Source organism: Pseudomonas sp. GW821-FHT05H12 (genome assembly GCF_059419385.1).
On sequence record NZ_JBWKRS010000033.1, the window covers coordinates 1 to 26,076 of the forward strand.

General features: G+C 60.8%; 23 protein-coding genes. 13 read left to right on the forward strand and 10 right to left on the reverse strand.

Annotation, left to right across the window (positions count from 1 at the left end; translation table 11 throughout):
• Positions 1-316 precede the first annotated feature (316 nt).
• The 4 genes from rhtA (at position 317) to AC07SU_RS24095 (ending at position 3,119) form a co-directional block, all read left to right on the forward strand.
• On the forward strand, positions 317-1,204 hold the full coding sequence (rhtA, locus tag AC07SU_RS24080; protein WP_176996384.1) for a threonine/homoserine exporter RhtA: 888 nt from the start codon (positions 317-319) through the stop codon (positions 1,202-1,204).
• 167 nt (positions 1,205-1,371) lie between these two features.
• A complete protein-coding gene (locus AC07SU_RS24085; RefSeq protein ID WP_176996385.1) occupies positions 1,372-1,653 on the forward strand; it encodes a hypothetical protein in 282 nt (93 codons plus the stop codon).
• Between the two features lie 110 nt (positions 1,654-1,763).
• The gene (locus AC07SU_RS24090; protein WP_176996386.1) at positions 1,764-2,495 is read left to right on the forward strand and encodes an SDR family oxidoreductase; all 732 of its coding nucleotides are present in this window, start codon (positions 1,764-1,766) and stop codon (positions 2,493-2,495) included.
• A gap of 33 nt (positions 2,496-2,528) precedes the next feature.
• Positions 2,529-3,119: a 2-hydroxychromene-2-carboxylate isomerase gene (locus AC07SU_RS24095; protein WP_494998434.1), complete on the forward strand. Its 591-nt coding sequence runs from the start codon at positions 2,529-2,531 to the stop codon at positions 3,117-3,119.
• On the opposite strand, the gene AC07SU_RS24100 is transcribed toward AC07SU_RS24095, so the two are convergent.
• Positions 3,116-4,111, reverse strand: a complete 996-nt coding sequence (locus tag AC07SU_RS24100) for a zinc-dependent alcohol dehydrogenase family protein (RefSeq protein ID WP_494998435.1) — start codon at positions 4,109-4,111, stop codon at positions 3,116-3,118. The genes AC07SU_RS24095 and AC07SU_RS24100 overlap by 4 nt on opposite strands.
• 115 nt (positions 4,112-4,226) lie before the next feature.
• Here AC07SU_RS24100 and AC07SU_RS24105 point away from each other — a divergent pair, with 115 nt between their 5' ends.
• Positions 4,227-5,135 carry a LysR family transcriptional regulator gene (locus tag AC07SU_RS24105; RefSeq protein WP_494998436.1) on the forward strand — a complete coding sequence of 303 codons (909 nt, stop codon included), beginning with the start codon at positions 4,227-4,229 and terminating at the stop codon, positions 5,133-5,135.
• On the opposite strand, the gene AC07SU_RS24110 is transcribed toward AC07SU_RS24105, so the two are convergent.
• From AC07SU_RS24110 to AC07SU_RS24130, 5 genes are all read right to left on the reverse strand, one after another.
• Positions 5,128-6,936: a M24 family metallopeptidase gene (locus AC07SU_RS24110; protein WP_494998437.1), complete on the reverse strand. Its 1,809-nt coding sequence runs from the start codon at positions 6,934-6,936 to the stop codon at positions 5,128-5,130. The genes AC07SU_RS24105 and AC07SU_RS24110 overlap by 8 nt on opposite strands.
• 49 nt (positions 6,937-6,985) lie before the next feature.
• Positions 6,986-8,146, reverse strand: coding sequence for a cysteine desulfurase family protein (locus tag AC07SU_RS24115; protein ID WP_494998438.1), 1,161 nt, complete (start codon positions 8,144-8,146; stop codon positions 6,986-6,988).
• A gap of 253 nt (positions 8,147-8,399) precedes the next feature.
• Positions 8,400-9,770, reverse strand: coding sequence for a DUF1552 domain-containing protein (locus AC07SU_RS24120; RefSeq protein WP_494998439.1), 1,371 nt, complete (start codon positions 9,768-9,770; stop codon positions 8,400-8,402).
• A gap of 2 nt (positions 9,771-9,772) precedes the next feature.
• On the reverse strand, positions 9,773-13,918 hold the full coding sequence (locus AC07SU_RS24125; protein ID WP_494998440.1) for a DUF1592 domain-containing protein: 4,146 nt from the start codon (positions 13,916-13,918) through the stop codon (positions 9,773-9,775).
• 315 nt (positions 13,919-14,233) lie between these two features.
• On the reverse strand, positions 14,234-14,503 hold the full coding sequence (locus AC07SU_RS24130; protein ID WP_494998441.1) for a hypothetical protein: 270 nt from the start codon (positions 14,501-14,503) through the stop codon (positions 14,234-14,236).
• Positions 14,504-14,902: 399 nt separating this feature from the next.
• Between AC07SU_RS24130 and msuE the strand changes: the two genes are divergently transcribed.
• From msuE to AC07SU_RS24150, 4 genes are all read left to right on the forward strand, one after another.
• Entirely contained in the window at positions 14,903-15,466 is a 564-nt protein-coding gene (gene msuE, locus AC07SU_RS24135; protein ID WP_176996395.1) for an FMN reductase, read from the forward strand.
• A 9-nt stretch (positions 15,467-15,475) separates the two neighbouring features.
• Positions 15,476-16,621 carry an FMNH2-dependent alkanesulfonate monooxygenase gene (ssuD, locus tag AC07SU_RS24140; RefSeq protein ID WP_494998442.1) on the forward strand — a complete coding sequence of 382 codons (1,146 nt, stop codon included), beginning with the start codon at positions 15,476-15,478 and terminating at the stop codon, positions 16,619-16,621.
• 186 nt (positions 16,622-16,807) lie between these two features.
• Positions 16,808-17,995, forward strand: coding sequence for an acyl-CoA dehydrogenase family protein (locus AC07SU_RS24145; protein WP_494998443.1), 1,188 nt, complete (start codon positions 16,808-16,810; stop codon positions 17,993-17,995).
• 11 nt (positions 17,996-18,006) lie between these two features.
• The gene (locus tag AC07SU_RS24150) at positions 18,007-19,110 is read left to right on the forward strand and encodes a sigma-54 interaction domain-containing protein (RefSeq protein ID WP_494998444.1); all 1,104 of its coding nucleotides are present in this window, start codon (positions 18,007-18,009) and stop codon (positions 19,108-19,110) included.
• On the opposite strand, the gene AC07SU_RS24155 is transcribed toward AC07SU_RS24150, so the two are convergent.
• A complete protein-coding gene (locus AC07SU_RS24155) occupies positions 19,099-19,464 on the reverse strand; it encodes an antibiotic biosynthesis monooxygenase (protein WP_494998445.1) in 366 nt (121 codons plus the stop codon). The two genes, AC07SU_RS24150 and AC07SU_RS24155, sit on opposite strands and share 12 nt — an antisense overlap.
• A 100-nt stretch (positions 19,465-19,564) precedes the next feature.
• Here AC07SU_RS24155 and soxR point away from each other — a divergent pair, with 100 nt between their 5' ends.
• Positions 19,565-20,014, forward strand: coding sequence for a redox-sensitive transcriptional activator SoxR (soxR, locus tag AC07SU_RS24160; protein ID WP_494998446.1), 450 nt, complete (start codon positions 19,565-19,567; stop codon positions 20,012-20,014).
• 100 nt (positions 20,015-20,114) lie between these two features.
• Here the strand turns inward: soxR and AC07SU_RS24165 are convergent, their stop codons facing one another.
• The 3 genes from AC07SU_RS24165 to AC07SU_RS24175 are packed head-to-tail and all read right to left on the reverse strand — an operon-like array spanning position 20,115 to position 22,809.
• A complete protein-coding gene (locus AC07SU_RS24165; RefSeq protein WP_176996401.1) occupies positions 20,115-20,885 on the reverse strand; it encodes a MetQ/NlpA family ABC transporter substrate-binding protein in 771 nt (256 codons plus the stop codon).
• 31 nt (positions 20,886-20,916) lie between these two features.
• A complete protein-coding gene (locus AC07SU_RS24170) occupies positions 20,917-21,582 on the reverse strand; it encodes a methionine ABC transporter permease (protein WP_176996402.1) in 666 nt (221 codons plus the stop codon).
• A 3-nt stretch (positions 21,583-21,585) separates the two neighbouring features.
• On the reverse strand, positions 21,586-22,809 hold the full coding sequence (locus tag AC07SU_RS24175; protein ID WP_494998447.1) for an SfnB family sulfur acquisition oxidoreductase: 1,224 nt from the start codon (positions 22,807-22,809) through the stop codon (positions 21,586-21,588).
• A gap of 225 nt (positions 22,810-23,034) precedes the next feature.
• Here AC07SU_RS24175 and AC07SU_RS24180 point away from each other — a divergent pair, with 225 nt between their 5' ends.
• The 3 genes from AC07SU_RS24180 to AC07SU_RS24190 all read left to right on the forward strand — a co-directional run bounded on the left by AC07SU_RS24180 (position 23,035) and on the right by AC07SU_RS24190 (position 26,000).
• The gene (locus AC07SU_RS24180; RefSeq protein WP_176996404.1) at positions 23,035-23,496 is read left to right on the forward strand and encodes a VOC family protein; all 462 of its coding nucleotides are present in this window, start codon (positions 23,035-23,037) and stop codon (positions 23,494-23,496) included.
• Between the two features lie 228 nt (positions 23,497-23,724).
• Positions 23,725-24,600, forward strand: coding sequence for an alpha/beta fold hydrolase (locus AC07SU_RS24185; protein WP_494998448.1), 876 nt, complete (start codon positions 23,725-23,727; stop codon positions 24,598-24,600).
• A 95-nt stretch (positions 24,601-24,695) separates the two neighbouring features.
• On the forward strand, positions 24,696-26,000 hold the full coding sequence (locus AC07SU_RS24190) for a dicarboxylate/amino acid:cation symporter (RefSeq protein ID WP_494998449.1): 1,305 nt from the start codon (positions 24,696-24,698) through the stop codon (positions 25,998-26,000).
• Positions 26,001-26,076: the final 76 nt, after the last annotated feature.

The window sequence follows — 26,076 nt, forward strand, 5'->3', positions numbered from 1 at the left end:
CTGCTGTCAACACCTCTTTTTCAACTTCCTTTTGGCTTCGATGAACTGAAGCAACTTACCGTCAAAACCTACATAACTCATTGTTTACCAAGGAGTTTTCCGTTTCGACTGCGCCGGAAGTGGGGCGAATTATAGACTTCTGAAATCGCCCGTCAACCCTTAATTCAACTTTTCTATCAACCCACACCAAATGTCCGAAAAGCGCCTATATAAAGAGGACACTCAGTATTGCTGAGCAATATATTGCTCAACGCCAAGCAGTTAAGCATCATAGCGGCTTCTGCTCCTCTACCAAGACTTCGGACGAACATCCCCAATGACCACCTCCCCCCGCAGCCTGGCTTCTGCGCTGTTTCCAGTCGGCCTGCTCCTGATCGCCATGGCTTCCATCCAGTCAGGCGCCTCGCTGGCCAAGAGCATGTTCCCTATCGTCGGCGCACAAGGCACCACCACCCTGCGCCTGATATTCGCCAGCGTAATCATGCTGCTTCTATTACGCCCATGGCGCGCCAAGCTGACGGCCAAGTCCCTGCGCACCGTCATCGTTTATGGGATGGCACTGGGCGGGATGAACTTCCTCTTCTATATGTCCTTGCGCACGGTCCCTCTGGGCATCGCCGTAGCGCTGGAATTCACCGGCCCGCTCGCAGTGGCCATCTATGCTTCCCGCCGAGCAGTCGACTTCCTGTGGATTGCCCTCGCAGTCGCAGGCTTGCTTCTATTGATCCCCACAGGCGAAGCCAGCAGCGGTATCGACCTGACAGGTGCTGCCTACGCCCTCGGCGCCGGTGTCTGCTGGGCGCTCTACATCCTGTTTGGCCAAAAGGCTGGCAATGATAATGGCGTCCAGACAGCCGCCCTCGGCGTCATGATCGCCGCACTGTTTGTCGCGCCGATTGGGATCGTGCACGCAGGCACGGCGCTTCTGACACCCGCCTTGATCCCCATCGCCATCGGCGTGGCCATTCTGTCCACCGCCCTCCCCTACACATTGGAGATGGTTGCCCTCACCCGTCTTCCCGCCCGTACCTTCGGCACCCTGATGAGCATCGAACCCGCATTCGGAGCGCTCTCTGGTCTGTTTTTCCTGCAAGAGCACCTGTCTTTCGCACAATGGATGGCCATCACCTGCATCATTCTGGCGTCCGTAGGTGCCACCCTGACCATGCGCAACGAATCCAAACCACTGGTGCCGGCAGATTAATCATCTTTAAAAGTAGCTCTAGTATTTGCCGTTCATTTAGGCCATGTTTATGTCGTAAACGAATGTCATTCATGGAGAATTTCGACAAGGACAGCACGAACGCTACACTCGAGAGCGAGTAGAGCCTGCTTCGAGCCTTTTTGGCGAAGCGGCTATTAAGGATAGGAATGAAGCGAATTTTGATACTGTTAATGGTCGTGGCCATGGCTGGCTGTGCCGCGACCACCAAGACAGAAGTGAAACGGGGCAAAAAAGGGCTGCATATCAACTGTTCCGGTCTGTCCTCATCCTGGGATCAGTGCTACACCAGTGCAACCAATTCATGCGGCGCCAAGGGTTATCGCGTTATCGCTAAGTCCGGTGACAACTCGGAAGAGCCAGGGGACTACCCTTTCGGCCTCAACCCGGCCGGCTACACAAGCCGCAGCATGATTGTCATCTGCAAATAACCGCCTGAGCAGTCCTCTTCTGACTGCTCACATTAATTTCTTCAGACAACCCCGGCATTCGCAACGCGACGTCTAGACTCCTGCTCGATAATCGAGCCTATGGAGTCCCCATGACACACAACAAGAAAATCGTATTGGTAGTGGGTGCCGGTGATGCCACCGGCGGCGCCATTGCCAAACGCTTCGCGCGCGAAGGTTATGTGGCCTGCGTCACCCGTCGCAGCGCTGACAAATTGCAGCCTCTGGTCGACAGCATCCAGTCAGCGGGTGGCGAAGCCCACGGCTTTGCCTGTGATGCGCGCAAGGAAGACGATGTCATCGCGCTCATCGAACAGATCGAGACTCAGCTGGGCCCCATCGAAGCCTTCGTCTTCAACATCGGCGCCAACGTACCGTGCAGCATCCTCGAAGAAACCGCCCGCAAATATTTCAAGATTTGGGAAATGGCCTGCTTCTCGGGCTTCCTGAATGCGCGGGAAGTGGCCAAGCGCATGGTCACCCGCAACCGCGGCACCATCCTGTTCACCGGCGCCACCGCAGGTTTACGTGGCGGCGCGGGCTTTGCCGCGTTTGCCGGCGCCAAACATGGTATCCGCGCCTTGGCGCAAAGCATGGCGCGGGAGCTTGGGCCCATGAACATCCACGTGGCCCACGTGGTGGTCGACGGCGCCATCGACACCGACTTCATTCGCGACAATTTCCCGCAGAAATACGCCCTTAAAGATCAGGACGGCATCCTCAACCCCGACCACATCGCCGACAACTATTGGTACCTGCACAGTCAGCCACGCGACGCCTGGACCTTTGAATTGGACCTGCGCCCCTGGAACGAGCCCTGGTAAACACCCCATAACAATAAGCAGCGAGCACCGACCATGAGTAAAACCCTGGAATTCTTCTTCGACCTCGGCAGCCCCGCCACCTACCTGGCCTACACCCAATTGCCTGCGCTGTGTGCTGAAACCGGCGCGCAACTGGTCTACCAACCCATGTTATTGGGCGGCGTGTTCAAAGCCACCGGCAATGCCTCCCCCATCACCGTTCCCGCCAAGGGCCGCTACATGTTCGATGACCTTGCGCGCTACGCCCAACGCTACAACGTGCCCCTCACGTTCAACCCGCACTTCCCCATCAACACCTTGGGGCTGATGCGGACCGTCACCGGCATTCAGATGCACCAACCACAACGCTTCCTCAGTTTTATTGATTGCCTGTTTAAAGCCCTGTGGGTAGAAGGCCGCCATCTGGGCGACCCCGCTGTGGTAGCGCAGGTCCTGACCGAGCACGGCTTTGATCCGGAGGAAGTCCTGGCCCTGGCCAACGATGACGCCGTAAAGACCGCACTCAAGGACAAGACCGAACAGGCGGTGCAGCGCGGCGTGTTCGGCGCACCCAGCCTGTTTGTAGGCAACCGGCTGTTCTTCGGTCAGGACCGTCTGGATTTTGTGCGCGAAGCCCTGCGCTAGATCTCGATCGCCAAGCGTCCTTGAGCACCGCTTGCGAGCAAATCGTAAGCGGCATTGGCAGTCAGCAGATCGAAATGATGAGAGTCCATGATCGGCTTCAGCTTGCCGGCGTCGATCAAGCGGGCCGCCTCGGCGAGTATCTGCCCATGGTGCTCGCGGCCCTTGCCCGTCAACAACGGCAACAACGTAAAGACGCCCGAATAGGTCGCCCCACGGAACGACAACGGTGCCAGGCTGTGCTGCCCCCAACCAAGGCAACTCACCACATGGCCGTGATAGGTCTTGGCCGCTCGAAACGAGGCATCCAGCGTCGCGCCCCCAACGGTGTCATACACAATGTCGAACCCCTCACCCTCAGTGTGCATCGCCACATACGTCTCGACCGTGTGTTGCTGATAGTCGATAAAGGTGGCGCCCAGGCCTTCAATGGTTGCTCGGTGTTTCGCAGACCCCGTCGCATAAACGTCTGCGCCATAAGCCAGGGCCAATTGCACCGCGATATGCCCCACCCCCCCAGCGCCACCTTGAATCAAGACTTTGTGCCCCGGGCCTACATGAGCACGGTCAACCAAGCCTTCCCAGGCCGTGATCAGCACCAGCGGCAATACGGCGGTTTCACGCATGCTCAAGGACGCCGGTTTTCGCGCCAACAAACGCGCATCGACCACCGCATATTCAGCCAACGCGCCTTGCGCACCGCCAATCCCTGCCCCTAACGCGTAAACCTCATCGCCCACCTGCCATTCACCTGCCAACGCACCCACCGCTTCGACAGTCCCCGCCAGGTCCATGCCCAGGATCGCAGGCAACGGTTGTTCAGCATGTGCCGCCTGGCCTGCGCGAACTTTCGCATCCAAAGGGTTGAGGCCGACGGCGTGTATACGCACCAGCACCTGCCCAGCGCCCGCCACCGGCTTGGCGATGGCCATCAGGCGAAAAGGTGCGTCGACAGAATCCACCACCAGCGCCTGCATTTCAGTCGTATCGGTCATTTCGGTAATCTCGGTTCATTGAAAGTGAGGCCAATGATCCACCCGCAGACTCATGCCGATAAGACGCTAAAACGCTATAGTGCCCATGCGCATACGGCATGAATGAGGCACTTCCATGGACAAGCTCCACGCAATGGCGATTTTTGTGCGAGTAATCGAGCGCGGCAGCTTTTCCGCCGTCGCCCGGGAACTGCAGACCACCCAGCCCACCATCAGCAAAGTGTTGCGCGCCCTGGAACAAGGACTGGGCGGCAAGCTGATCTCCCGCAGCACCCGCCACCTGTCCCTGACCGACGAAGGTCAGCGGTACTACACCCATTGCCGAGAAATCCTCGCCGCCGTGGATGCTGCGGAACACAGCTTCCAGACCGGCAAGGAAAGCATCGCCGGCCCGCTACGCATCGGCTCATCAGTAAGTTTTGGCCACCTGCATATCGCCTCACGGCTGAGTGGCTTCCTGCAGCAATACCCCGACGTGCAGGTGGACCTGCAACTCAGCGATCAACTACAAGATTTGGTCAGCGAAGGCCTGGACGTCACCTTGCGCATTGGCGAGTTGCGCGACAGCGGCCTGATCGCCCGGCAAATCGGCACCACCCATCGCGTCACCCTGGCCAGCCCGACCTACCTGGCCCGACACCCCGCCCCGCAAACTCCGCAGGACCTCGCCCAGCACAACTGCCTGCTCTTCAACCTGCTGAGCAGCCAAAACCAGTGGACCTACGAAAAAGAGGGTACGCGACACACCGTGCGCATTACCGGCAACGCCCAGAGCAATAACTCCGAAGCGGTGCGGGAGATGGTGTTGACGGGGCTCGGCGTTGCGCTGTCGCCCCTGTGGCTGTTCTACGACGACTTGAAAGCCGGCCGCGTGGTGGCACTGTTGCAGGATTACACCCCGCAGTCACTGCCAATCCATGCCGTATCGGCCCCCAATCGCCGCCAGTCAGCCCGGGTCAAGGCGTTCGTCGACTACCTCGCCGACGCACTGGCCCAGGCCCCCGAGCTGCAACCGATCAGATAGCGGCAGTGCGCACCTGCAACCACTCAAGCCCCGCGCCACTGAGCAACGGGCTCAGGCGCTCACGCACTTCTGCGTGATAGGCGTTGAACCACTCGCGTTCTTCCAGCGTCAGCAACGAAGGTTCCAGGCAACGGGTATCAATCGGGCACAAGGTCAGGGTTTCAAACTTGAGGAACTCACCAAACTCGGTCTTGCCCGCTTCACGGTTCAGCACCAGGTTCTCGATCCGCACCCCCCAACGGCCCGGGCGATACGTCCCCGGTTCAATCGACGTGATCATCCCCGCCTGCATCGCCGTTTGTGGCGCAGTCGCCGCCTGATAGGCAATCACTTGCGGGCCTTCATGCACATTGAGGAAATAGCCTACCCCGTGCCCGGTGCCGTGGCCGTAGTCCACGCCCTCGGCCCAGATCGGCGCGCGCGCAATCGAATCGAGCAAGGGCGACAGAATGCCTTTGGGGAAATGCGCACGGGACAAAGCAATCACGCCTTTCAGCACGCGTGTGCAGTCACGCTTCTGCTCCTCGCTCGGCGTACCGATAGGCACCATCCGCGTGATGTCGGTGGTGCCACCCAAGTACTGGCCACCCGAGTCGATCAACAGCAAGCCGTCACCCTCGATCACCGCGTGCTCTTCCTCGGTCGCGTGATAGTGAGGCATCGCACCGTTGGCGTTGTAGGCCGCAATCGTATTGAAACTCAGCGACACATAACCCGGCCGACGGGTACGTGCGGCGGTCAGATGCTCATCAATGGTCAGCTCGGTGATGCGTTCACGGCCCAACGCACCGTCCAGCCAGGCGAAGAACTCGCACAGGGCTGCGCCGTCCTGCTCCATGGCCTGCCGGATGTGTTCCGCGTCGGCCAGGCTCTTGCGGGATTTAGCCAACGTGGTCGGGTTCAACCCTTCGATCAGCTTCACGCCTGCGTCGAGGTTTTCCAACAAGCCGGCGGTGACGCGAGCCGGGTCAACCTGCAGGCTCACGCCCGACGGCACGGCGCGCAACGCATCGGCCACTTCGCTGTAATCACGCAGGGTGACACCGTCTTGCTCCAGCACGGCGCGCAACTCGGTATCGACCTTGCTCAGCGCCACAAACAAAGTGGCCTGCTGTTGGTTGATCAGCGCAAAGGACACAAACACCGGGTTGAACGACACATCACCACCGCGCAGGTTGAAAAGCCAGGCGATGTCATCCAGGGTGGCGATGAAGTGCCAATCGGCGCCCTTCTCTTTCAAACTCGTCCGCAAGGCGGCGAGCTTTTCACCACGGCTGACGGTGGCCTGCGGCGGCAAGTGCTGATAGATCGGTTGGTTCGGCAATGCCGGGCGATCCTTCCACACCTCATCGAGCAGGTCGATATCGGTACGCAAGCGTGCGCCACGCTCCGCCAGCTTTGTGCCCAAGGTGCGCGCCGACGCCACCGCCATCACCGCGCCGTCCACTGCTACCACGCCGCCTTCCGGGGTCTGCTCGGCCAGCCATTCCAGCGGGCCGGGTTGGCCCGGCTGCAACTTCACCAGCTCGATGCCACTGCCCTTGAGTTCCTTGGTCGCCTGCTCCCAATACCGGCTATCGGCCCAGACACCGGCGAAATCGGCGGTGACAATCAATGTCCCCACCGAGCCATGAAACCCCGACAACCATTGGCGCCCCTGCCAGTAACCCGGCAAGTATTCCGACAAGTGCGGGTCCGCCGACGGCACCAGGAGGGCGTGGACGCCCTCGCGGCTCATCAGTTCGCGGGTATGCGCCAGGCGCTGGGGAACCGTTCCATGGGTCAAAGGCTGCGTACTCATTGTGTCTCCTGCTAACCACGAATAATTGTTATGTGTTGCGATTGGAAATTCAGACCGCCCAGAACGCCGGTGCACTGGCCAGGGCCGCCTTGATCAGTTGTACCGCCTGGTCGACGTCCTGCTCGGTGGTAAACCGGCCCAGGCTCAGGCGAATGGTGCGCCCGGCGCTGCGGGCATCGTGGCCCAGGGCCAGAAGCACGTGGGACGGTGCGTTGCTCGCCGAGTTGCAGGCCGACGTGGCCGAAAAGGCAATCCCTGCGCTCAACGCAGCGGAGTTGAACTCACCCTCGTCGAACGTAAGGCTCAGGGTGTGGGGAATGCGCTGGGTGAGACTGCCATTCAGGCGCACACCGGCGACCGACGTCAATTGATCCAACAGACGCTGACGCAGAGCGACAATTGCCGCCTTCTCTTCAGCGAACGACTGCGCCGCCAAGGCAAACGCGGTGCCCATGCCGGCAATCTGGTGAGTCGCCAGGGTGCCGGAGCGCAAGCCGCCCTCGTGGCCACCGCCGTGAATCTGCGCCAACACTTTCTGCTGCGCCCGTGGCCCGACGTACAGCGCGCCAATGCCCTTGGGGCCGTACACCTTGTGTGCAGAAAACGACATCAGGTCCACCGGCCACTGGGCCAGGTCGATCGCCACCTTGCCCGCCCCTTGCGCCGCGTCCACATGCAGCAGCGCGCCATGCTCACGCACGCGCGCGCCAATCGCAGGGATATCGTTGAGGGTGCCCAGTTCGTTGTTGACCAGCATCAGCGACACAAGAAAGGTGTCTTCACGCAACGCTTCGCTCACCGCATCGGCGCTGATCAGACCCTGGGCATCCGGCACCAGGTAGGTCACGGCCACGCCGGCCTCCTGCAACTGCCGCGCGGTGTCCAGGGTCGCCTTGTGCTCGATCTGGCTGGTGATGATATGCCCACCCGCTATGCCGCGCGCCTGGGCCACGCCCTTGATGGCAAGGTTATTCGATTCGGTGGCACCGGAGGTCCAGACGATCTGCTCAGCCTGTGCCCCCACCAACTCGGCCACCTGGCGACGCGCGTGCTCGACCGTTTGCCGGGCCGCCTGGCCAAACGCATGGGAGCTGGACGCAGGGTTGCCGAAATTGGCATTGAAACCCAGGCACTCGACCATCACCTGGATGACCCGCTCATCCACCGGGGTGGTGGCGGCGTAGTCGAAATACAGCGGACGTTTATTCATGACATTAAAGACTCGCAGAGCATGTCCCGAGAGTGACGCTCCCAGGGGCATCGACCAGAACAAGGGCCGTCAGGTTTACCCGACTGGATGCCATAAAAGAAAGACCACGTTATTGCAGATAGGCGTAGGAACGCTCCTGATTTTCAGCTTAACAGCCTGAACGGTGGGGCCGTTAGAACGATTGGGCCTAAATAAAAAAAGCCGAAAAGTCGATCCCACAGACTTTTCGGCATTTTGTCGTATTGGCGGCGGTTTAAACGTTGGTGAAAATCCCCGTCACCGGTTCCACATTCCCGCCGTATGGCACGGTTGTTCCCGCGGCCCTGGCGATAGTGGCCCAGATGCGCTGCATATCGACCATGGTATTGCCGATCACCGGGTTGCCTTCCTGATGCCGGTCGCCCTGTGCCGTGATATTGAAATAACGCCCTGCGCCGTCCCCACTCTTGAGCAAATTGCTCGCGCCACCCATCAACACCAGCGGCATGTCCTTGGTATGTTCCGGCGCACCATCAGCCATCTCGCTGGTGAACACCACCAGCGTGTGCTTGAGCAAACTGTCACCGGGAACATCAGGATCTGCCTGACGTGCCAGCTCATCCATAAATAGCTTGGCCCGTTGGGTGTACCACTGCCGGGATTTTTTCCACACTTCCAGTCCAGCATAACGGTGCGCACAATCATGGGGGTTGGTCACGTCGCTGACATCCAGGATATTGAGCGACTCCGCCGAACGCCCCACCTGAATCGTGGCAACACGGGTGATGCCGCACGCCAATGCCGTCGCAACCACTTGATGATGACTGCTTTGTACCTGATTACGAAACTGCGCAGACTTGAACGGCACCTCGTCCAACGCCAGCGGTGAACACTCACCAATCGGCGGCAGCGTTTCCTCCATGTCCTTCATGGTTTGCTCTACAGAATCAAGCTGCGTGTCGAGCTTCTGTTTTTGCGCACCGGCGAGCTTGCTTCGAAGTTCGTTGATGTCAGCCAGTACCGGGTCGAACACATGCTTGTTGCGCGTCAGTTGATCGCGCAGGTCACGACTGACGGAGCCAAAGATCTTCTCGTACATCAACACCGGATCCTGCTCAGGCCTGCGCATCGCGCCCCCACTTTCCGGTCCTTCCCACGAGACCTGCCAGGCAGTGCCATCAATCCCCGAGTGCGGCCCGGAAAAAAGACTGCGCTGGGACGGGTCCGTACCCGGCATGTGCCGTCCCAGCAACACATCAATGGAGGCCATTTTCTTCTCACGGTCGCGCAAGGCCCATGTCCAGCCGTTGTGGCCTTCATTGCCCGGCCCAAGAATGATGCCACGCGGATAAAGGGACTGGCTTTTATACGCAGCGAGTTCCTGGCTGACTTCATTGAGCTGAAAGTCGGAGGTATCCAGAGCACTGGCACTGGGATGCCAAAGGCCTCGTCCATCGCTGGAATAAGCCGACGCAGAGTCCACCGCCAAGCCATCCGGCACCACAAAAAACACGACCTTGAGCTTGGCTTGCTGGGTTTGCCCCGCCAAGGCCATGCGTGCCAGGCCACACTGCGTGAGCGGTGCAAACACGCCCATGGCGGCCAGCCCGGCCAGGAAACGACGACGGCTCTTCAAGATATCCATGATCAATCCCTCTGCGTCTTGAATTGGAACGCGTTGGAAGTGCCCAGCGTTCGCAACATCGCGGGCAACGAGCCGGTGCCCTTCAACCCGTCGGTAATCGCCTTGACCGTTGCGGACGTGGACTCGTCGGATTTGTTACCCGAGGCAAAACGGAAGTAGCTGTCTGCCATGCAAAACATCGATGCCGAGTTGTGTGCGATCAACTTGGAGATGTCTCGCACATCCTCGATAGGCACCGTCCCGTCGACGCCAATGAACGGGCCAGACGACTTGATCGGCAACTGCACAGGAAACTGCGCGTAGTTGTAGGCTTGCTCCTGCAGGCGATAGCGCCCAGTGGCGTCGTAGTGCTCCATCGACGAACCGGTGTCGTTCATATACTGATGGCACTGCCAGCAGCGCCCCCCCGAAGCCTGCTCACCGTTCACCAGGTCCCAGCGTTCACGGGTCGTGATGGCGCGCGGCGGATAAGTGGGCTCCGTCGGCTCGGCTTCGACGGGCGCACCAAACTCCCGGCAGAACAGGTTTTCGCGAATCGCGATGCCACGTTTGACCAGCGAGGTGACCTTGTAGTCAGAAGTCGCCGCCTGGAACAGTCCCAAATGCAGCAAGCCACCGCGCTTCTCATCCACGGCCACCTTCTGCATCGCATCGCCCGTGACCCCACTGATACCGTAGTGCTCGGCCAGTGCCCGGTTAAGGAACGTCACACCAGGGTTGAACAACTCATCCAGCGTGCCCCTGCCGTCACGCATGACATGGCGGGTCAACAATGCTTGCTCCTGAGTCATCAGTTGGATCATCGACGCATCCAATCCCGGTTTTTCCTGCACGCCGCGCTGGGTCTTGATGTAGTAACTGATGAACCGATTGAAATGTTCCAGGCCACGTTCGGTGTGCAGCATCCGGTCGATCTCGGCCGCTATTTGCTCCTGGGTCTGCAATTCATTGCGCTCAGCCTTGGCCAACAGTTGCGCATCCGGAGTAGTGCCCTGGTAGGTGTAGGACAACGCCGTCGCCACCTCGTAAGGGGTCAGCTTGTAGACGCCGCCTTGCCCTGCCACTGCCTGACCCAGCTCAGAGCGATACAGGAAGTGGGGGGACAGCAACAATGCCGTGACCAGCGCCGGCTCCCCGTGCTCATCGAGTACAGCCTGATAACGCGCCAGCTCTGCCTCGGTCAGATGGCGACGAAACAGCCTGTAACCCAGCGCCCCCACCGACTGGCTATTGGTGGCGGATTCAAGCCGTTTGACCTGCTCGGGCGACACCCGCTCGGCGATGGAGACGGCCATGTCATACAGTTGCCTGATGTCTTCAGCCTGCAGGAATCCCATGCTGGCTTCACCCGGGTACTTGAAGTCTTTTTCCGATTTATCTGCAGGCAACTTTTCGGTGTTAACCGCCACCGCCAAAACATCCCAGACGCTGTTGGCGTATTCATCACGGGTCAACAGCCGCACCTGCCGCAAGCCATACGCATCGTTCGGGCTCAGGTAGGGCGCCCACACCACGTCAAACAAGTGCTTGCTGATCTCGGTGGCACAGGTGGTATCACAATGCCCGGCGACCGGCATGCTCTGAATCTGCCTTACCAGCGCATCCTGGCCCGCAGCGCTCCACGCAACGGCCATGCGCAGGTTCTTGAAGAACTCCACCGCATGGCATTTGGTGCACGCCTCGGCCAGCACCGTTTCGCCCAGCTTCGGCTCGTGGCGATAGGCAATCGGCGTGAGTTGTTCGTCCTGGCTTTCTTCGTTGATACGCAGGGGCACGCGCTCAGGCTGCGGTTTCTCTTGCGGATAATAGGGGTAGAGGATGTCGTACTCCCCATAGTCGAAAAGCCGGGTGACGTTCTCCCCCCAAGGCACCTCCACCACCTCCGGTGCTGCACCTGCGGGGTCTTTTTTCTGTACGGTGAAGTGCCACTTGGCAGCCGTCACCGAGGCCGGCTTGGGAGGTGCCAACAGCGTAATCTTGATGTCCAGCTTGACCGGCCGTTCACGGTATTGCAGGTTCAGCGTCGGCTTGCTGTTCTCGGCTGACAAGATGACCTGCGTGGTCCGCACTTGGGGAATCCAGTTTTTCACGTCGTTGAGTCGTACCTGATAGGTGCCGTAGGGCAAGCCTTTAAGAATCAAGGCAGCCTCGCTGTCCGCAGGATTGAACGATGCATGGAACTGCCGGGTATTGCCGCCCGGCGAGACCAGCGTGCCACTGAGCATTTCATCTTCCAGTTCAGCCGCAGGCGCCAGCATCGGACGCAAGGTCAGTTGCGTGTCCGGCAGGCCAGCAGGGTCGTAGCTGACGCGGTAGATCACCCCGGCGACATCGTCAGACACCAGCAGGCTTTTGTCCGCCAACTCGAGGAAGTCCGCCGGCCGGCCGACGCAGGAGTCGTCCAGGCAATACACATCAAAACGTTGAGGATCCTGGATAAACCCGTTGATCAGCGGGATCTGATTGACCACCCGCGTGCCGTCCTGGATCGACACGAACCGCACGTCCATGCCCGGCCGCTCTGCCGTACCCGCGCCGTGCACCGCCACCAACATATTCTGGGTGCCCGCGCGCGCCGGGAAGCCATCCCAGAACTTAAGCCCCAGGGGCGCCGTGTTGGTGCCCAGCTCAAAAGCGGCCGGCACATAGTCTTTCGGGTCGATCTGCTGCAAGGATTTATCGGAAACAATCGCCCCCTGCACCAACGGCGGCTGAATGACGCCAGGGTTGCGAAACTCTTCCTCGGTAAACCCCGGCGTCCCTTTGCCAAACAGATAAGGCACGCCAAAGTGCTGGTTGGCGCCGCTGAGGCGATTGATCTCATCGGGGTTGGGGTACCCCTGGCGGTTGTTATCGGTAAACCAGATCTCACCGGTCTTGGGGTTCCAGTCGAACCCCACGGAATTGCGCACGCCCTTAGCCAGGATCTCGGCCTTGCCGGTCACCGTGTCATAGCGCAACAAGGTGCCATAGCGCGGGTCGGCGGGAATCATGCACAGGTTGCACGGTATGCCTATGGCGCTGTACAGCCACTTATCGGTAGGGTCCAGCGGATTGAAATGCAGAGGGTGCTTCATGTGCCAGAAGCGTGTGGTCGAACCCGAACTGACAGGAGGCAACGGGAACACCGAGTCATCGGCTGGGAACTTGAACACCAACTCGGGTGAAGGGTCCTTGTAGTGCGCATCGGCGTCGCGCAGGCGGTAAAGACCACCGGTGGTCGAGTAGTACAAGTCACCGTCGCGATACACCACGCCATGGGGCTCTTCCAGGCCACTGGCAACCACATGGATGCCCGTCGGTTTGCCCGCGCTGTCGAGCGGCAAGGCGTAAATCATGTCGGCGATTTTTCCGTCATAGACGTAAGAAGGAATCGCACTGGAGCCGACGTACAGCACGTTCTTGCCCATCGCCATTTGCCGGGGCTGAATCAGGCCCTGGGCAAACAATTCGATTTTGATGCCCGGCAGGCCACTGAGTTTGTCCGCCCTTACCGGTGGCCGATACTTGAGGGTGACGGCTTGTTCCTCACCCTCCTCGCGCAGAAACGAAACAATGCGTGGCGTGTTCAACGGCACGAACCCATCCACCACGTTCATCACCAATTGGTAATCGCAGGCCTTCAAGTTGTCGAGGTGGAGGGTCTCGCCAGATTTGGCGCTGATGGGGATCTCTTCGGCCTTGCAACGCAATACGCCGGTAACGATTTGATCGGCACGCGCCACGCCAGGTACAGGGTTGCCGATGGGCCCGCGGCCGCTCAACGTGGCGAAACTCAAGGTCAGCCGGTTGCCCTGGAAACCTCCGCATTCGCCCAGGTCTTTCCAGGCGTCCGGCCAGATGACCGCCCCATTACCGGCGGGCAGGCCTGGGTTGTAGCCAGGCTGCTTGCACCATTGCCAGCTGCCGACACCCAGCGGTGCCTCTTCATCCTTCCAGCATTCAAACTGTCGGCCGACATTCTGCACCTGGTCGCCCTGCGCATAAACCTTGCCCGCTTCATAAGCCGGCGCCGTACACGCCTGGGCAGGCACGTCAGGCAATGCCACCCCTGCGGGTTTGTAAAAGAAATAAAGCAGAACGGCCAGTACCGCCAAGCCGATGACGCCGATCGACAAGACGCGGGAAAAGCGCGGAAATAGCTTCATGACTTGCGATCCATTGGCAAGCCAAGTGGTTCTTCCATCCAGGAAGGACTACACATTCACCGTCCTGCTGCGAAACACCCGGCAGGAAACCCATCCAAAACGCTTGTGGGCTTCAGAGCTCCAATTCTGAATGTCTTGCAAAGCTATTCCACTGCGTGACCACGACATGGCGTAAAGCCATAGAGGCAGGAACCAACAGACACTCAACCCAATCATCCACCCAACAGTTCAGGTGCGATGACTTGCTACAGCTAAGTTCTAGTTGGGGGGCAACTCGCCGTCAAACCCTGTCCGTTACCTACCGTCGGATAGGCGTCAGCTCGCACGACCGCCGTGGTGAGCCGATTGCTGTGCATTCATCTCGGCCTGCTGGTCAAAACCAAACGCTTTCTGCGGCTGGCCGGTCAGCGCAGCGCGCTGCTGTTGATATTCGTCAAACGACAGGCCGCGCCGGCTCAACGCCTCCAACGCCAATTGCTTGCTTTCTTCAGCGGTGTAAGGGCGCAACTCAGGGGAAGGATGGGTCGCACACCCGGCGAAGACAGTGCTGACAACTAACAAGCAAATGGCGAGAAAACGGTTCATGGCGAAGGCCCTGCGAAAGAGGTTTTAAGTCAATGAACACAGGCTACTCCCGGCCCTTGGCAACGAAAAATCAACCGCCGTGATAGTCGCTATCAACCGTTCCGTCACCGTCGATAGCGCACCTTTTATATCTCTTTACGATCTATAAATATGGAAATACGTTCATTTACGGCATAACCGTAACCCTCTATAACTGCCTCACACCCGATCAACACTGTTCGCCACGCAACTGTTGCCCTGGCAACAGTCATTCAACAAAACACCAGGCAGACAACAGCTTCATTTCTCAGCAGTGAGCCTGCAGCCCACGCCAATCAAGGCTTTGCACCTTTGGTACAGCTCTTGCTCAACACGTTTGACCTCACCTGCTATGAACCACTGTTGAAAAAGGAACTGTTCATGACCCGTCCCCTGAATGTCGTTGCCCTCTCCGGCGGAACCTGGCGTCCGTCCCGTACCCTCGTCCTGACCCACGCCGTGCTGGCTGAACTGGCCACCCTGCTGCCGATCCAGGCCACCGTGATCGAACTGGGCGATATCGCCCGGCCGCTGGGCGGCGCGTTGTCACGCGATGAACTGCCCGCCGAAGTCGAAGCGCAACTGTTGGCCATCGAACAGGCCGACTTGTTGATCGTTGCCGCACCGGTCTATCGCGGCTCCTACCCGGGCCTGCTCAAGCACTTGTTCGACCTGATTGGCCTCAACGCGCTGATCAACACCCCCGTGCTGCTCGCCGCCACCGGTGGCAGCGAGCGTCACGCGCTGGTGCTCGATCACCAGTTGCGCCCGCTGTTCAGCTTCTTCCAGGCCTTGACCTTGCCGATTGGCGTATACGCCACCGAGGCTGACTTCACCGACTACCAAATCACCAGCGAGTTGTTAAAGGCCCGTATCCAACTGGCGGCCGAACGCGCGGCGCCGTTGTTTGCAGCGCACGCCCCTTCTTTGCTGAAAATCGCCTAAGGACTTGTCATGGATGTTTTCTGGTTTCTGCCGACTCACGGCGACGGGCATTACCTGGGCACCACCCAAGGCGCACGGCCGGTCACCCTCAATTACCTCAAGCAAGTCGCCCAGGCGGCTGACAGCCTGGGTTACCACGGCGTGTTGATTCCTACCGGGCGCTCGTGCGAAGACTCCTGGGTCATCGCCTCGGCGCTGGTGCCGCTGACCGAACGCCTGCGCTACCTGGTGGCGATCCGTCCGGGCATCATCTCGCCCACGGTGTCCGCACGCATGGCAGCCACCCTGGACCGTCTGTCCAATGGCCGCCTGCTGATTAACGTGGTGACCGGTGGCGACCCTGACGAAAACCGCGGTGACGGCAGCTTCCTCGACCACAGCGAACGCTATGAGGTCACCGACGAATTCCTGCGCATCTGGCGCCGCGTATTGCAGGGCGAATCAGTCGATTTCGAAGGCAAACACCTGCGCGTACAGAATGCCAAGGCGCTTTACCCTCCGGTGCAGAAGCCGTATCCGCCGCTGTACTTCGGCGGTTCTTCCGACGCCGCCCACGACCTCGCCGCCGAGCAGGTGGACGTGTACCTCACCTGGGGCGAGCCACCTGCTGCCGTCGCACAAAAATTCGCGGATGTGCGTGAGCGCGCCGCACGCCACGGGCGCACCGTGAAGTTCGGCATTCGCCTGCACGTGATCGTGCGCGAGACCGAAGAAGAGGCGTGGAAAGCCGCCGACAAACTGATCGAACACATCAGCGACGACACCATCGCCGCCGCGCAAAAATCGTTCTCGCGCTTTGACTCCGAAGGCCAGCGCCGCATGGCCGCGCTGCACGACGGGCGCCGCGACAACCTGCAAATCGCGCCCAACCTGTGGGCCGGCGTCGGCCTGGTGCGTGGCGGTGCCGGCACGGCGCTGGTGGGCAACCCGCAGCAAGTGGCCGAGCGCATCAAGGAATACGCGGACCTGGGGATCGAAAGCTTCATTTTCTCCGGCTACCCGCACCTGGAAGAAGCCTACCGCTTTGCCGAACTGGTGTTCCCGCTGCTGCCCGAGCCGTACGCCAGCCTGGCCGGGCGCGGCATCACCAACCTCACGGGCCCGTTTGGCGAAATGATTGCCAACGATGTGTTGCCCACAAAAGACAAGGCCTGAGAGCGCTGAGATCTGCTTGATGGGGACACTGCTTTTCTGTGGGAGCCGGGCTTGCCCGCGATGCAGGCGACTCGGTGTTTCAGTGATACCGAGGTGATGCCATCGCAGGCAAGCCAGCTCCCACATTAATCGTCATCACCCATCAGATAGTGCCCGAATTTCGATCGTCTTATTGAGGAACACCGCGTGACAGCCAAACCCCACAGCGTCCTGCCATCGCCTGCGCAGACCGCCAAATTGCTCGCCGCCGAATTCGCCCTCACCGCCGTCGAGCGTGATGAGCGCGGTGGCACCCCCAAAGCCGAGCGCGATGCCCTGCGTCAAAGCGGCCTGCTGGCCCTGAGCATCCCCACCCAATACGGCGGCCTCGGCGCGCGCTGGAGTGAAACCCTGGGCATCGTGCGTGAGTTCGCCAAGGTCGACAGTTCCATCGCCCATGTCTTCGGTTTTCATCACTTGATGCTCGCCACCGTGCGCCTGTTTGCACGCCCTGACCAATGGCAACCCTGGTTCGAACAGACCGCTCGCAAGAACTGGTTCTGGGGCAACGCTCTCAACCCGCTGGACACGCGCACGGTGGTCAAGAACTTCGGCGGCTGGCGCGAGTTTTCCGGCAAGAAGAGCTTCTGCTCCGGCGCCAGTGACTCGGAAATGCTGATCGCCTCCGCCGTCGATGAAAGCGCCGGCGGCAAACTGTTGATCGCCGCCATCCCCAGCGGGCGCAGCGGCATCACCTTGCACAATGACTGGAACAACATCGGCCAGCGCCAGACCGACAGCGGCAGCGCCAGCTTCGAGCGGGTGCGCGTCGAGGAGTCGGAACTGCTGCTCGACCCGGGCCCGCTGAGCACGCCCTTTGCCTGCCTGCGCCCGTTGATTGCACAGCTGACGTTCACCCATATGTTCCTCGGCATTGCCGAGGGTGCCTTTGAAGAAGCACGGCACTACACCCTCACCGAAACCCGCTCGTGGCACAAATCCTCGGCCGATGACGTGCGCCACGACCCCTATGTGTTGCATCACTACGGTGAGTTCTGGGTCGCCCTCGAAGGGATACGCCTGCTGGTCGAACGCGCCGCCGAGTTGCTCGATCAAGCCTGGGCCAAAGGCCCGAACCTCAGCGAAACCGAGCGCGGTCAACTGGCCATCGCCATCGCCACCGCCAAGGTCGCCGCCACTCGCCAGGGCCTGGACCTGTGCAGCCGGCTGTTTGAAGTCACCGGCGCACGCTCCACCCACGCCTCACTGCGCCTGGACCGCCACTGGCGCAACCTGCGCACCCAGACCTTGCACGACCCGGTGGACTACAAACTCCACGAGCTGGGGGACTGGGCCTTGAACCAATCCCTGCCAATTCCCACGTTCTACTCCTGAGAGAGGTGCCCATGCAGCTTCTGACCCTACCGCCCTCGCCCGCCCTCGCGACTTCGATCCGCGCCACGGCCCAGGTCTTCGAAGACCCCAAATCCCAGGCGCTGCTCGACCACATCCAGCAGGTGGCGCCCAGCGAAGCCAGCGTGCTGATCATCGGCGAAACCGGCACCGGCAAAGAGCTGGTGGCGCGGCATATCCACAACCTCGGCGCACGCCGTAACCGGCCGTTCGTGGCGGTGAACTGCGGGGCGTTCTCTGAATCCCTGGTGGAAGCCGAACTGTTTGGCCATGAAAAAGGTGCCTTTACCGGCGCCCTCAGCGCCAAGGCCGGCTGGTTCGAAGAGGCTGACGGCGGCACCTTGTTCCTCGATGAGATCGGCGACTTGCCCATGGCGATCCAGGTCAAGTTGCTGCGTGTCCTACAGGAACGTGAAGTCGTACGCCTGGGATCACGCAAGAGCATTCCCATTGATGTGCGCGTATTGGCCGCGACCAACGTGCAACTGGAAAAGGCCATCAACGCCGGGCACTTTCGCGAAGACCTCTACTACCGCCTCGATGTGGTCAGCCTGGAACTCAGCCCGCTGCGCGAGCGCCCCGGCGATATCCTGCCGCTGACCCGGCATTTCATCGAGGCCTACAGCCAGCGCCTGGGCTACGGCCCGATCACCATCAGCCGCGAGGCCGAGCACAAGCTCAAGAGCTACAGCTGGCCGGGCAACATCCGCGAGCTGGAAAACGTGATTCACCACACCCTGTTGATCTGCCGTAACGGCGTGATCGAGCGGGATGACCTGCGCCTGTCAAACATGCGCATCGAGCGTCAGGACGACAGCCAGCACAGCGCCGACAACAGCGCCGAAGCCCTGCTGGAGCGCGCCTTTCAAAAACTCTTCGAGGAACAGGCCGGCGCCCTGCACGAAAAAGTCGAGGACGCGCTGCTACGGGCGGCCTACCGCTTCAGCCATTACAACCAGGTGCACACCGCCAACTTGCTGGGCCTAAGCCGTAACGTGACGCGCACCCGCCTGATCAAGATCGGCGAGCTGGCGGTGAACAAACGTCGCCCCGGCGAAAACGTGCAAGGCGAGCGCATGTTGCACTTATCCATTTAGGCGGCAGTGCAACGCGTTATCATCGCTGCGCTCAAAACTGCGCAGCACCTGAAACGAACCGAAGGTCACGGCCGTGGCCTGGTGGGCGCGGATCAGGGTCCAGAAATCTTCCTCGCCCTGTTCAAAGCGCTGGAATGCCGCTTCGCCGTCCTCGCGGGACTGCCACTGCAGGTAGTTGAGCACCCGCCGCCCGTCATCACTGACCTGCACGCTTGCACTCAAAAAACCGCCATGGCCCTCGGCCAGGCGCTCACTCTGGGTGGACAACGCCGCCACCAGGGCGCCTTGTTGCTGAGGCTCGATCTGGAACTCGATCAGTTGAGTGAAACTGCGATTCTTCTCTGATACCTGCATGAACACTCCCCTCTCTCTGTAGGCAGAATCTTGCGATTCGATGCCACGCAGGGTAAAACCTCTAGTTAAGTCAAGGTCAAGCGTTGTTTCGGAGATTGTCATGCTCAACAAAGAACTCACCGTCGGCCAGTTGGCCGCCCGCAGTGGCGTGGCGGTGACGGCGCTGCACTTCTACGAAACCAAGGGGTTGATCAAGAGCAACCGCAATGCGGGCAACCAGCGGCGTTATCCACGGGATGTGCTGCGGCGGGTGGTGGTAATCAAGATCGCCCAGCGCCTGGGGATTCCGTTGGCGACGATTGGCGAAGCGTTGCAGACGCTGCCGGATGGCCGCACGCCCACCGCCCAGGATTGGGAACGGTTGTCGGCGCTGTGGCGGGAAGACCTGGATGAACGCATCAACAAGCTAATGTTGCTGCGGGACAAGCTCAATGGCTGTATTGGTTGCGGGTGTTTATCGATGGAGGCATGCCCGTTGCGTAACCAGGACGACCAGTTGGGTGAGCGTGGGCCGGGTGCTCAGCTATTGGAACCCACACCCGAAATCTGACCTGAAACCCAATCCCTGTAGGAGCCTGGCTTGCCGGCGATGGCGATTTTGCGGACGCCATCGCAGGCAAGCCAGCTCCCACATTTGATCTGCGCTCCGGTCAGAAACCCGGCGCAATCTGGCCCTTGTAGCGGGTCAGGATGAACTGGCGCACTTCATCGGAGTTCAAGGCCTTGGCCAGTTTCTGGATGCGCGGGTCGTTGATGTTATCCGGCCGGGCCACCAGGTACTCCACGTACAACGACTTGCCCTTCTCCACGATCAACGCGCTGTTGGTGTCGATCCCCGCTTCCAGCGCGTAGTTGGCAAACACGAACGCCAGGTCCACCTGGCTCACCGAACGGGCCAGCAAGGCGCCTTCCAGTTCACGGATCTTCAGGTGCTTGGGATTCTCCGCGATATCGCGTTGCGTGCTCAGGGTGTTGCTCGGATCCTTGAGCTTGATCAGGCCGGCTTCATCCAGCAGCACCAAGGCACGGCCGGTGTTGACCGGGTCGTTGGGGATCGACACGGTGGCGCCGTCCTTGAGCTCCGAGATGTTTTTGATGCGCGTCGAATACGCACCAAAGGGCTCGATGTGCACGCCCACCACTGGCACCAGGTCGGTGTGGCGGGTCTTGTTGTAGTCATCAAGGAACGGGCGGTACTGGTAGTAGTTGGCGTCGAGGTTCTTCAGGGCCAACTGCTGGTTGGGCTGGATGAAGTCAGTGAAGACTTTGATCTGCAGGTCCACGCCTTCCTTGGCCAGCACCGGTTTCACAAACTCGAGGATTTCCGCATGGGGCACCGGGGTGGCGCCCACCACCAGCTTCTCGTTGGCAAACGCATTGAACGACAGGACAGCGGCCAAAATGGCCAGGGACTTTTTCATGAAGGCTCCGAAGGCAGTAGTTTTATAAGTTTCAACGGCGGCTGTAACGCGCCACCAAACGGTCACCGGTCATCTGCAGGGCCTGCACCAGCACCAGCAAAAGCACCACGGTGACCACCATCACGTCGGTCTGGAACCGTTGGTAGCCGTAGCGAATCGCCAGGTCACCCAGGCCTCCGCCCCCGATCACCCCGGCCATGGCGGTGTAGTCCACCAGCACAATCGAAGTCACGGTCACCGCCGCCAGCAGCCCGCCCCGGGCCTCCGGCAGCAGCGTGTGGCGGATCACCTGCCACGTACTGGCGCCCATGGACTGGGTAGCCTCCACCACACCGCGATCGACTTCACGCAGCGCGGTTTCCACCAGCCGTGCAAAGAACGGTGTGCACCCCACCACCAGCGGCGGGATGGTGCCCGGCACGCCCAGGGAAGTGCCCACCAGCAAGGTGGTGAGCGGGATCAACACAATCAGCAAGATAATGAACGGCAGCGAACGCAACACGTTGACCACCACCGACAGCACGCGGTACACCCCCAGCGCTTCATGCAACTGGCGTTTACCGGTGAGGAACAACACCACGCCCAACGGCAGCCCCAGCAGCACGGTAAAACCCAGGGCGGCAGCGAGCATGCTCAGGGTTTCCAGGCACGCCTGGCCGATGTCGGCCCAGTAGATGTGTTTAAACAATTCGGCCATGGCTTATGACCAATCGTGACGCGGCGGCTTGGCGCCGTTGAGCAGCCAGTTGCCCACCACGTGGTACTTCCAGCGCACCGGGTCATGCAGGGTGTGCACCCGGGCGTTGCGCCAATGGCGATCGAAGTTGTGCTTCTTCAAGGTCGAGCGAGTGCCGCCGAGTTCGAACAGCTTGTTGCTGGCCTCGATGGCGATTTCGGTGGTGAGCACCTTGGCCCGGGCCACCGCCAGGGAGGCGTGGGCGACGTTGTTTTCGTCCGGCGCGGGGCGTGCCGCATCCAGGGCTGCACCTGCACGCTCCAGCAAGGCTTCAGCGGCCTCCAGGCGAATGTCGAGGGCGCCGACCTGGATGATGGTCAACGGGTCTTCGCTGGCTTTTTCCACACCGGCATCGATCCACGGCCGGGCGAACTGCTGCACGAACTGCACCGTGTCACGCAGCGCGGCGCGGGCAATACCGGCGTCGATGGCGGCGGTGGTCAGCTGGGCGAAAGGGCCGGCCAATGTCGGCGAGTCGTAGGATTTGTGCGTCGGGAACAGGTTGAACGCCGGCACCCGCAAGTGCTCGGCCAGCACCGTGCCGCTGGAGGTGGTGCGCTGGCCCATGCTGTCCCAGTCATCCACCACCACCAGGCCCTCGGTGCCGCGTTTTACAAAGGCCAGTTGCGCGTTTTGCTGTTCATCCAGCGCCAGCACCGCCAGCCAATGGGCGTACAAAGAGCCGGTGCAATAGCCCTTGCGCCCGTTGATCACGTAGCCATCGCCTTCGCGGCGAATCGTCGCCTGGATGTCCTGCACATGTTTGCCGCCGGTTTCCGACAGCGCATTGGCAAACCGATGGCCTTGCAGCGCCAGGCCGAAGAAATGCGCCTGCTGTTCGGGCGTGCCTTGCAGGCGGATGTCTTCCAGCAGGCAGTAATGGTTCTGCGGGATCTGCCCCAGCGAGGGGTCAGCCGCCGAGATAATCGCAATCACCTGGGCCAGTACCGCGTAGGACACCTGCGCCCCACCAAACTCACGCGGCACACTGATGCCCCACAGGCCGCTGTTGGAATACAGGTCGACCACTTCGGCGGGCACGTGGCGCGTGCGGTCGCGCTCGGCGTCCTGCTCCAGCAATACCGCGGCAACGCGGTGGGCAACGACAAGGGCGTGGGCGTCGTCGCGAATGATTTCGGCATCGGGGGTGTGGATCGGGTAATCGGCAGATACAGGCAGTACAGACATACAACGCTCTCGGGCGAATGGTTTGCCTGAGCTATTGCAGCTTCTGTGCCGAGCCCGGAAACAGGCACTTTGGCCCTGAAAACGCGGGCAACACCCGCTGATGGCGCAGCAATCTGCCCGTTCACTGTTGCCTGGCGAACACCTCGTCGGCTGGCCGCAGCCCGCGCGACACGTGGCCTATAGTTAAACGGCCGTGACTCCCCCACCTCAAACAAGGAGAACGCCATGAGCGTCAAACCCATCCCCGAAGGTTTTCACAGCCTCACGCCTTACCTGGGCGTCGACAAGGCTGCCGAAGCCATCGAGTTCTACAAGAAAGCCTTCAATGCCACCCAGGTCATGCGCCTGGACATGCCCGACGGCAAGGTCGGCCACGCTGAACTGCGTATTGGCGACTCGCCGATCATGCTCGGCTCGCCCTGCGACGAAAGCCCCTTCGGCAGCCCGCGGGACGGCCATACCAGTGTGGGCCTGCATTTGTATGTGGCGGATGTCGACGCCCAGTACAGACAAGCCATCGCTGCCGGTGGCACGCCGATCTCCGAGCCCAAGGACCAGTTCTACGGCGACCGCTCCGGCACGCTGAAGGATCCTTTCGGCCACGTGTGGTTCCTGGCCACCCACAAGGAGGACCTGACCGAAGCGCAGATCCGCCAGCGTGCCATGGAGATGTTCCAGCAAAGCTGACAAGCCATGTCCCCTGTAGGAGCTGGCTTGCCAGCGATGCAGTCAACTCGGTGCATCAGACACACCGCGTTGATGCCATCGCAGGCAAGCCAGCTCCCACAGGGGTGGGTGTTTGTGAGATGGATTACCGCAGCTACACACTTCATGAACAACCCCTCCACGCTTTCCCCCTTGCCCCAAAGGCTGCGTGATTTCAGGATGCAGGCAATCATCACAAGGAGTCATTCCATGTTTGCCGGATTCCAAAAAGACAGCTGCCACGTCAACGGCGTGGACATCAGCTACCGCAAAGGCGGTACAGGTCCCGGTCTGCTCCTGCTGCACGGGCACCCGCAAACCCACGTCATCTGGCACAAAGTCGCCGAACAACTGGCCGAGCACTTCACCGTGGTGGCCGCCGACCTGCGTGGGTATGGCGACAGCAGCAAGCCGCCAGCCAACGAGCGTCACACTAACTATTCAAAACGCGAAATGGCCCGCGACGGCGTCGAGCTGATGAGCGCCCTGGGGTTTGACACGTTCTCGGTGCTGGCCCATGACCGCGGCGCCCGCGTCGCCCATCGCCTGGCCCTGGACCATCCGGCCAGCGTGCAGCGCATGGTGTTGCTGGACATCGCCCCCACCCTGTCGATGTACGCCCAGACCGACGAAGCCTTCGCCCGCGCCTACTGGCACTGGTTCTTCCTGATCCGCCCGGCGCCGTTGCCGGAAGCCTTGATCGAGAGCAACCCTGAGCTGTACCTGCGCAGCGTGATGGGCAGCCGCAGCGCCGGGCTCAAGCCGTTCACCGACGAAGCCTTCGCCGAATACCTGCGCTGCCTGAAACTGCCGGGCAGCGCCACCGGCATCTGCGAAGACTACCGAGCTGCCGCCGGTATTGACCTTGAACACGACCAGGCGGACATCGACGCCGGCCATCACCTGAACCTGCCCTTGCTGGTGATGTGGGGCGCCGAGGGCACGGTCGGGCGCTGTTTCGAACCCCTCAAGGAGTGGCAGAAAGTCGCCACCGACGTGCGTGGCAAGGCCCTGCCGGCCGGCCACTACATTGCCGAAGAAGCCCCCGAGCTGTTGCTGGGCGAAGTCCTGGCCTTCCTCCGATGATGCTGTAACCCCGTGACCTGATGAACCCGCCTCGCAGGCTGCTGTTGGCCTGCGACGGGTTCGCTTTGCCCCAAAAAACGATTGAGATAATAACAATGACACTCAAAAAACTGCTGGGAACCCTGTATGTGCAGGTGCTCATCGCTATCGCGCTGGGTGTGTTGATCGGCCATGTGTGGCCGCAAATCGGCGTCGACCTCAAACCCTTGGGCGACGGTTTTATCAAGCTGATCAAGATGATTATCGGCCCGATCATCTTCTGCACGGTGGTGTCCGGCATCACCAGCATGCATGACGTGAAGCAGGTAGGCCGGGTCGGTGGCAAGGCGCTGCTGTACTTCGAGGTGGTGTCGACCATCGCCCTGTTGATCGGCATCCTCGCCGCGCACCTGCTGCACCCGGGCGTGGGCTTCAATATCGATGTGAAGACCCTCGACAGCTCGGCCATTGCCGGTTTTGTCGGCCAGGCCGAACATGGCGAAGGCATCACCGGGTTCCTGCTGCATGTGATCCCCACGACGTTTTTCGATGCGTTCTCCAAGGGTGAAATCCTGCCGGTGCTGTTCGTCTCCGTGCTGTTCGGCGTCGGCCTGGTGATGGTCGGCGAAAAGGGCCGGCCGCTGGTGGGCGTGATCAACCAGGCCAGCGAAGTGTTCTTCCGCATCGTCGGCATCATCAGCCGCGTTGCGCCCATCGGTGCCTTTGGGGCGATTGCCTTCACCATCGGCAAGTACGGCGTGGGTTCGTTGCTGCCGCTGTTGAAACTGGTGGGCACGTTCTACATCACAGCGTTCTTTTTTATTGCGGTGGTGCTGGGCAGCATCGCCCGCTACGCCGGCTTCAGCATTTTCAAGTTGATGGGCTATATCAAGTCGGAGCTGTTGATCGTATTAGGCACCAGTTCTTCCGAATCGGCGCTGCCGCAGCTGATCCAGAAACTCGAAAGCCTGGGCGCGTCCAAGGGTGTGGTGGGTATCGTGGTGCCGACCGGTTATACCTTTAACCTGGACGGCACCAACATCTATATGACCCTGGCGGTACTGTTCCTGGCCCAGGCGACCAATATCCACTTGCCGCTTGAGCAGCAATTGACGCTGCTGGCGGTGGCCATGCTGACGTCCAAGGGCGCCGGGGCGGTGGTGGGTGCAGGGTTCGTGGCCTTGGCGGCAAGCCTGGCCGTGGTGCCGACGGTGCCGGTGGCGGCGATGGTGCTCATTCTCGGTGTCGACCGCTTCATGGCCGAATGCCGCTCGCTGACCAACATCATCGGCAACGCCGTGGCCGCGCTGGTGGTGGCTGCGTGGGAAGGTGAACTGGACCGCGAGAAGATGGCACCGATCGCCCTCAAGCGCGGCCGCCATGCTCGGGCGGCTGCCCAGGCCAAAATCGCGGCCGAATAACCGAAGACCGCCTGGTGTGCCGGAAGGCACACAGATCCGGTGCTATTCTGGCGGCTCATGCCGCCAGCCTCGTTTC

Bases quoted from the DNA above. Each gene is read 5' to 3' on its own strand.
- AC07SU_RS24095 (WP_494998434.1), top strand. From the start codon at position 2,529: ATGAGTAAAACCCTGGAATTCTTCTTCGACCTCGGCAGCCCCGCCACC.
- AC07SU_RS24110 (WP_494998437.1), bottom strand. From the start codon at position 6,936: ATGAGTACGCAGCCTTTGACCCATGGAACGGTTCCCCAGCGCCTGGCG.
- AC07SU_RS24125 (WP_494998440.1), bottom strand. From the start codon at position 13,918: ATGAAGCTATTTCCGCGCTTTTCCCGCGTCTTGTCGATCGGCGTCATC.
- AC07SU_RS24105 (WP_494998436.1), top strand. From the start codon at position 4,227: ATGGACAAGCTCCACGCAATGGCGATTTTTGTGCGAGTAATCGAGCGC.
- AC07SU_RS24190 (WP_494998449.1), top strand. From the start codon at position 24,696: ATGACACTCAAAAAACTGCTGGGAACCCTGTATGTGCAGGTGCTCATC.
- AC07SU_RS24115 (WP_494998438.1), bottom strand. From the start codon at position 8,146: ATGAATAAACGTCCGCTGTATTTCGACTACGCCGCCACCACCCCGGTG.
- AC07SU_RS24085 (WP_176996385.1), top strand. From the start codon at position 1,372: ATGAAGCGAATTTTGATACTGTTAATGGTCGTGGCCATGGCTGGCTGT.
- AC07SU_RS24090 (WP_176996386.1), top strand. From the start codon at position 1,764: ATGACACACAACAAGAAAATCGTATTGGTAGTGGGTGCCGGTGATGCC.
- AC07SU_RS24185 (WP_494998448.1), top strand. From the start codon at position 23,725: ATGTTTGCCGGATTCCAAAAAGACAGCTGCCACGTCAACGGCGTGGAC.
- AC07SU_RS24100 (WP_494998435.1), bottom strand. From the start codon at position 4,111: ATGACCGATACGACTGAAATGCAGGCGCTGGTGGTGGATTCTGTCGAC.
- AC07SU_RS24155 (WP_494998445.1), bottom strand. From the start codon at position 19,464: ATGCAGGTATCAGAGAAGAATCGCAGTTTCACTCAACTGATCGAGTTC.
- AC07SU_RS24130 (WP_494998441.1), bottom strand. From the start codon at position 14,503: ATGAACCGTTTTCTCGCCATTTGCTTGTTAGTTGTCAGCACTGTCTTC.
- rhtA (WP_176996384.1), top strand. From the start codon at position 317: ATGACCACCTCCCCCCGCAGCCTGGCTTCTGCGCTGTTTCCAGTCGGC.
- AC07SU_RS24165 (WP_176996401.1), bottom strand. From the start codon at position 20,885: ATGAAAAAGTCCCTGGCCATTTTGGCCGCTGTCCTGTCGTTCAATGCG.
- msuE (WP_176996395.1), top strand. From the start codon at position 14,903: ATGACCCGTCCCCTGAATGTCGTTGCCCTCTCCGGCGGAACCTGGCGT.
- AC07SU_RS24150 (WP_494998444.1), top strand. From the start codon at position 18,007: ATGCAGCTTCTGACCCTACCGCCCTCGCCCGCCCTCGCGACTTCGATC.
- ssuD (WP_494998442.1), top strand. From the start codon at position 15,476: ATGGATGTTTTCTGGTTTCTGCCGACTCACGGCGACGGGCATTACCTG.
- AC07SU_RS24170 (WP_176996402.1), bottom strand. From the start codon at position 21,582: ATGGCCGAATTGTTTAAACACATCTACTGGGCCGACATCGGCCAGGCG.
- AC07SU_RS24120 (WP_494998439.1), bottom strand. From the start codon at position 9,770: ATGGATATCTTGAAGAGCCGTCGTCGTTTCCTGGCCGGGCTGGCCGCC.
- AC07SU_RS24180 (WP_176996404.1), top strand. From the start codon at position 23,035: ATGAGCGTCAAACCCATCCCCGAAGGTTTTCACAGCCTCACGCCTTAC.
- AC07SU_RS24175 (WP_494998447.1), bottom strand. From the start codon at position 22,809: ATGTCTGTACTGCCTGTATCTGCCGATTACCCGATCCACACCCCCGAT.
- soxR (WP_494998446.1), top strand. From the start codon at position 19,565: ATGCTCAACAAAGAACTCACCGTCGGCCAGTTGGCCGCCCGCAGTGGC.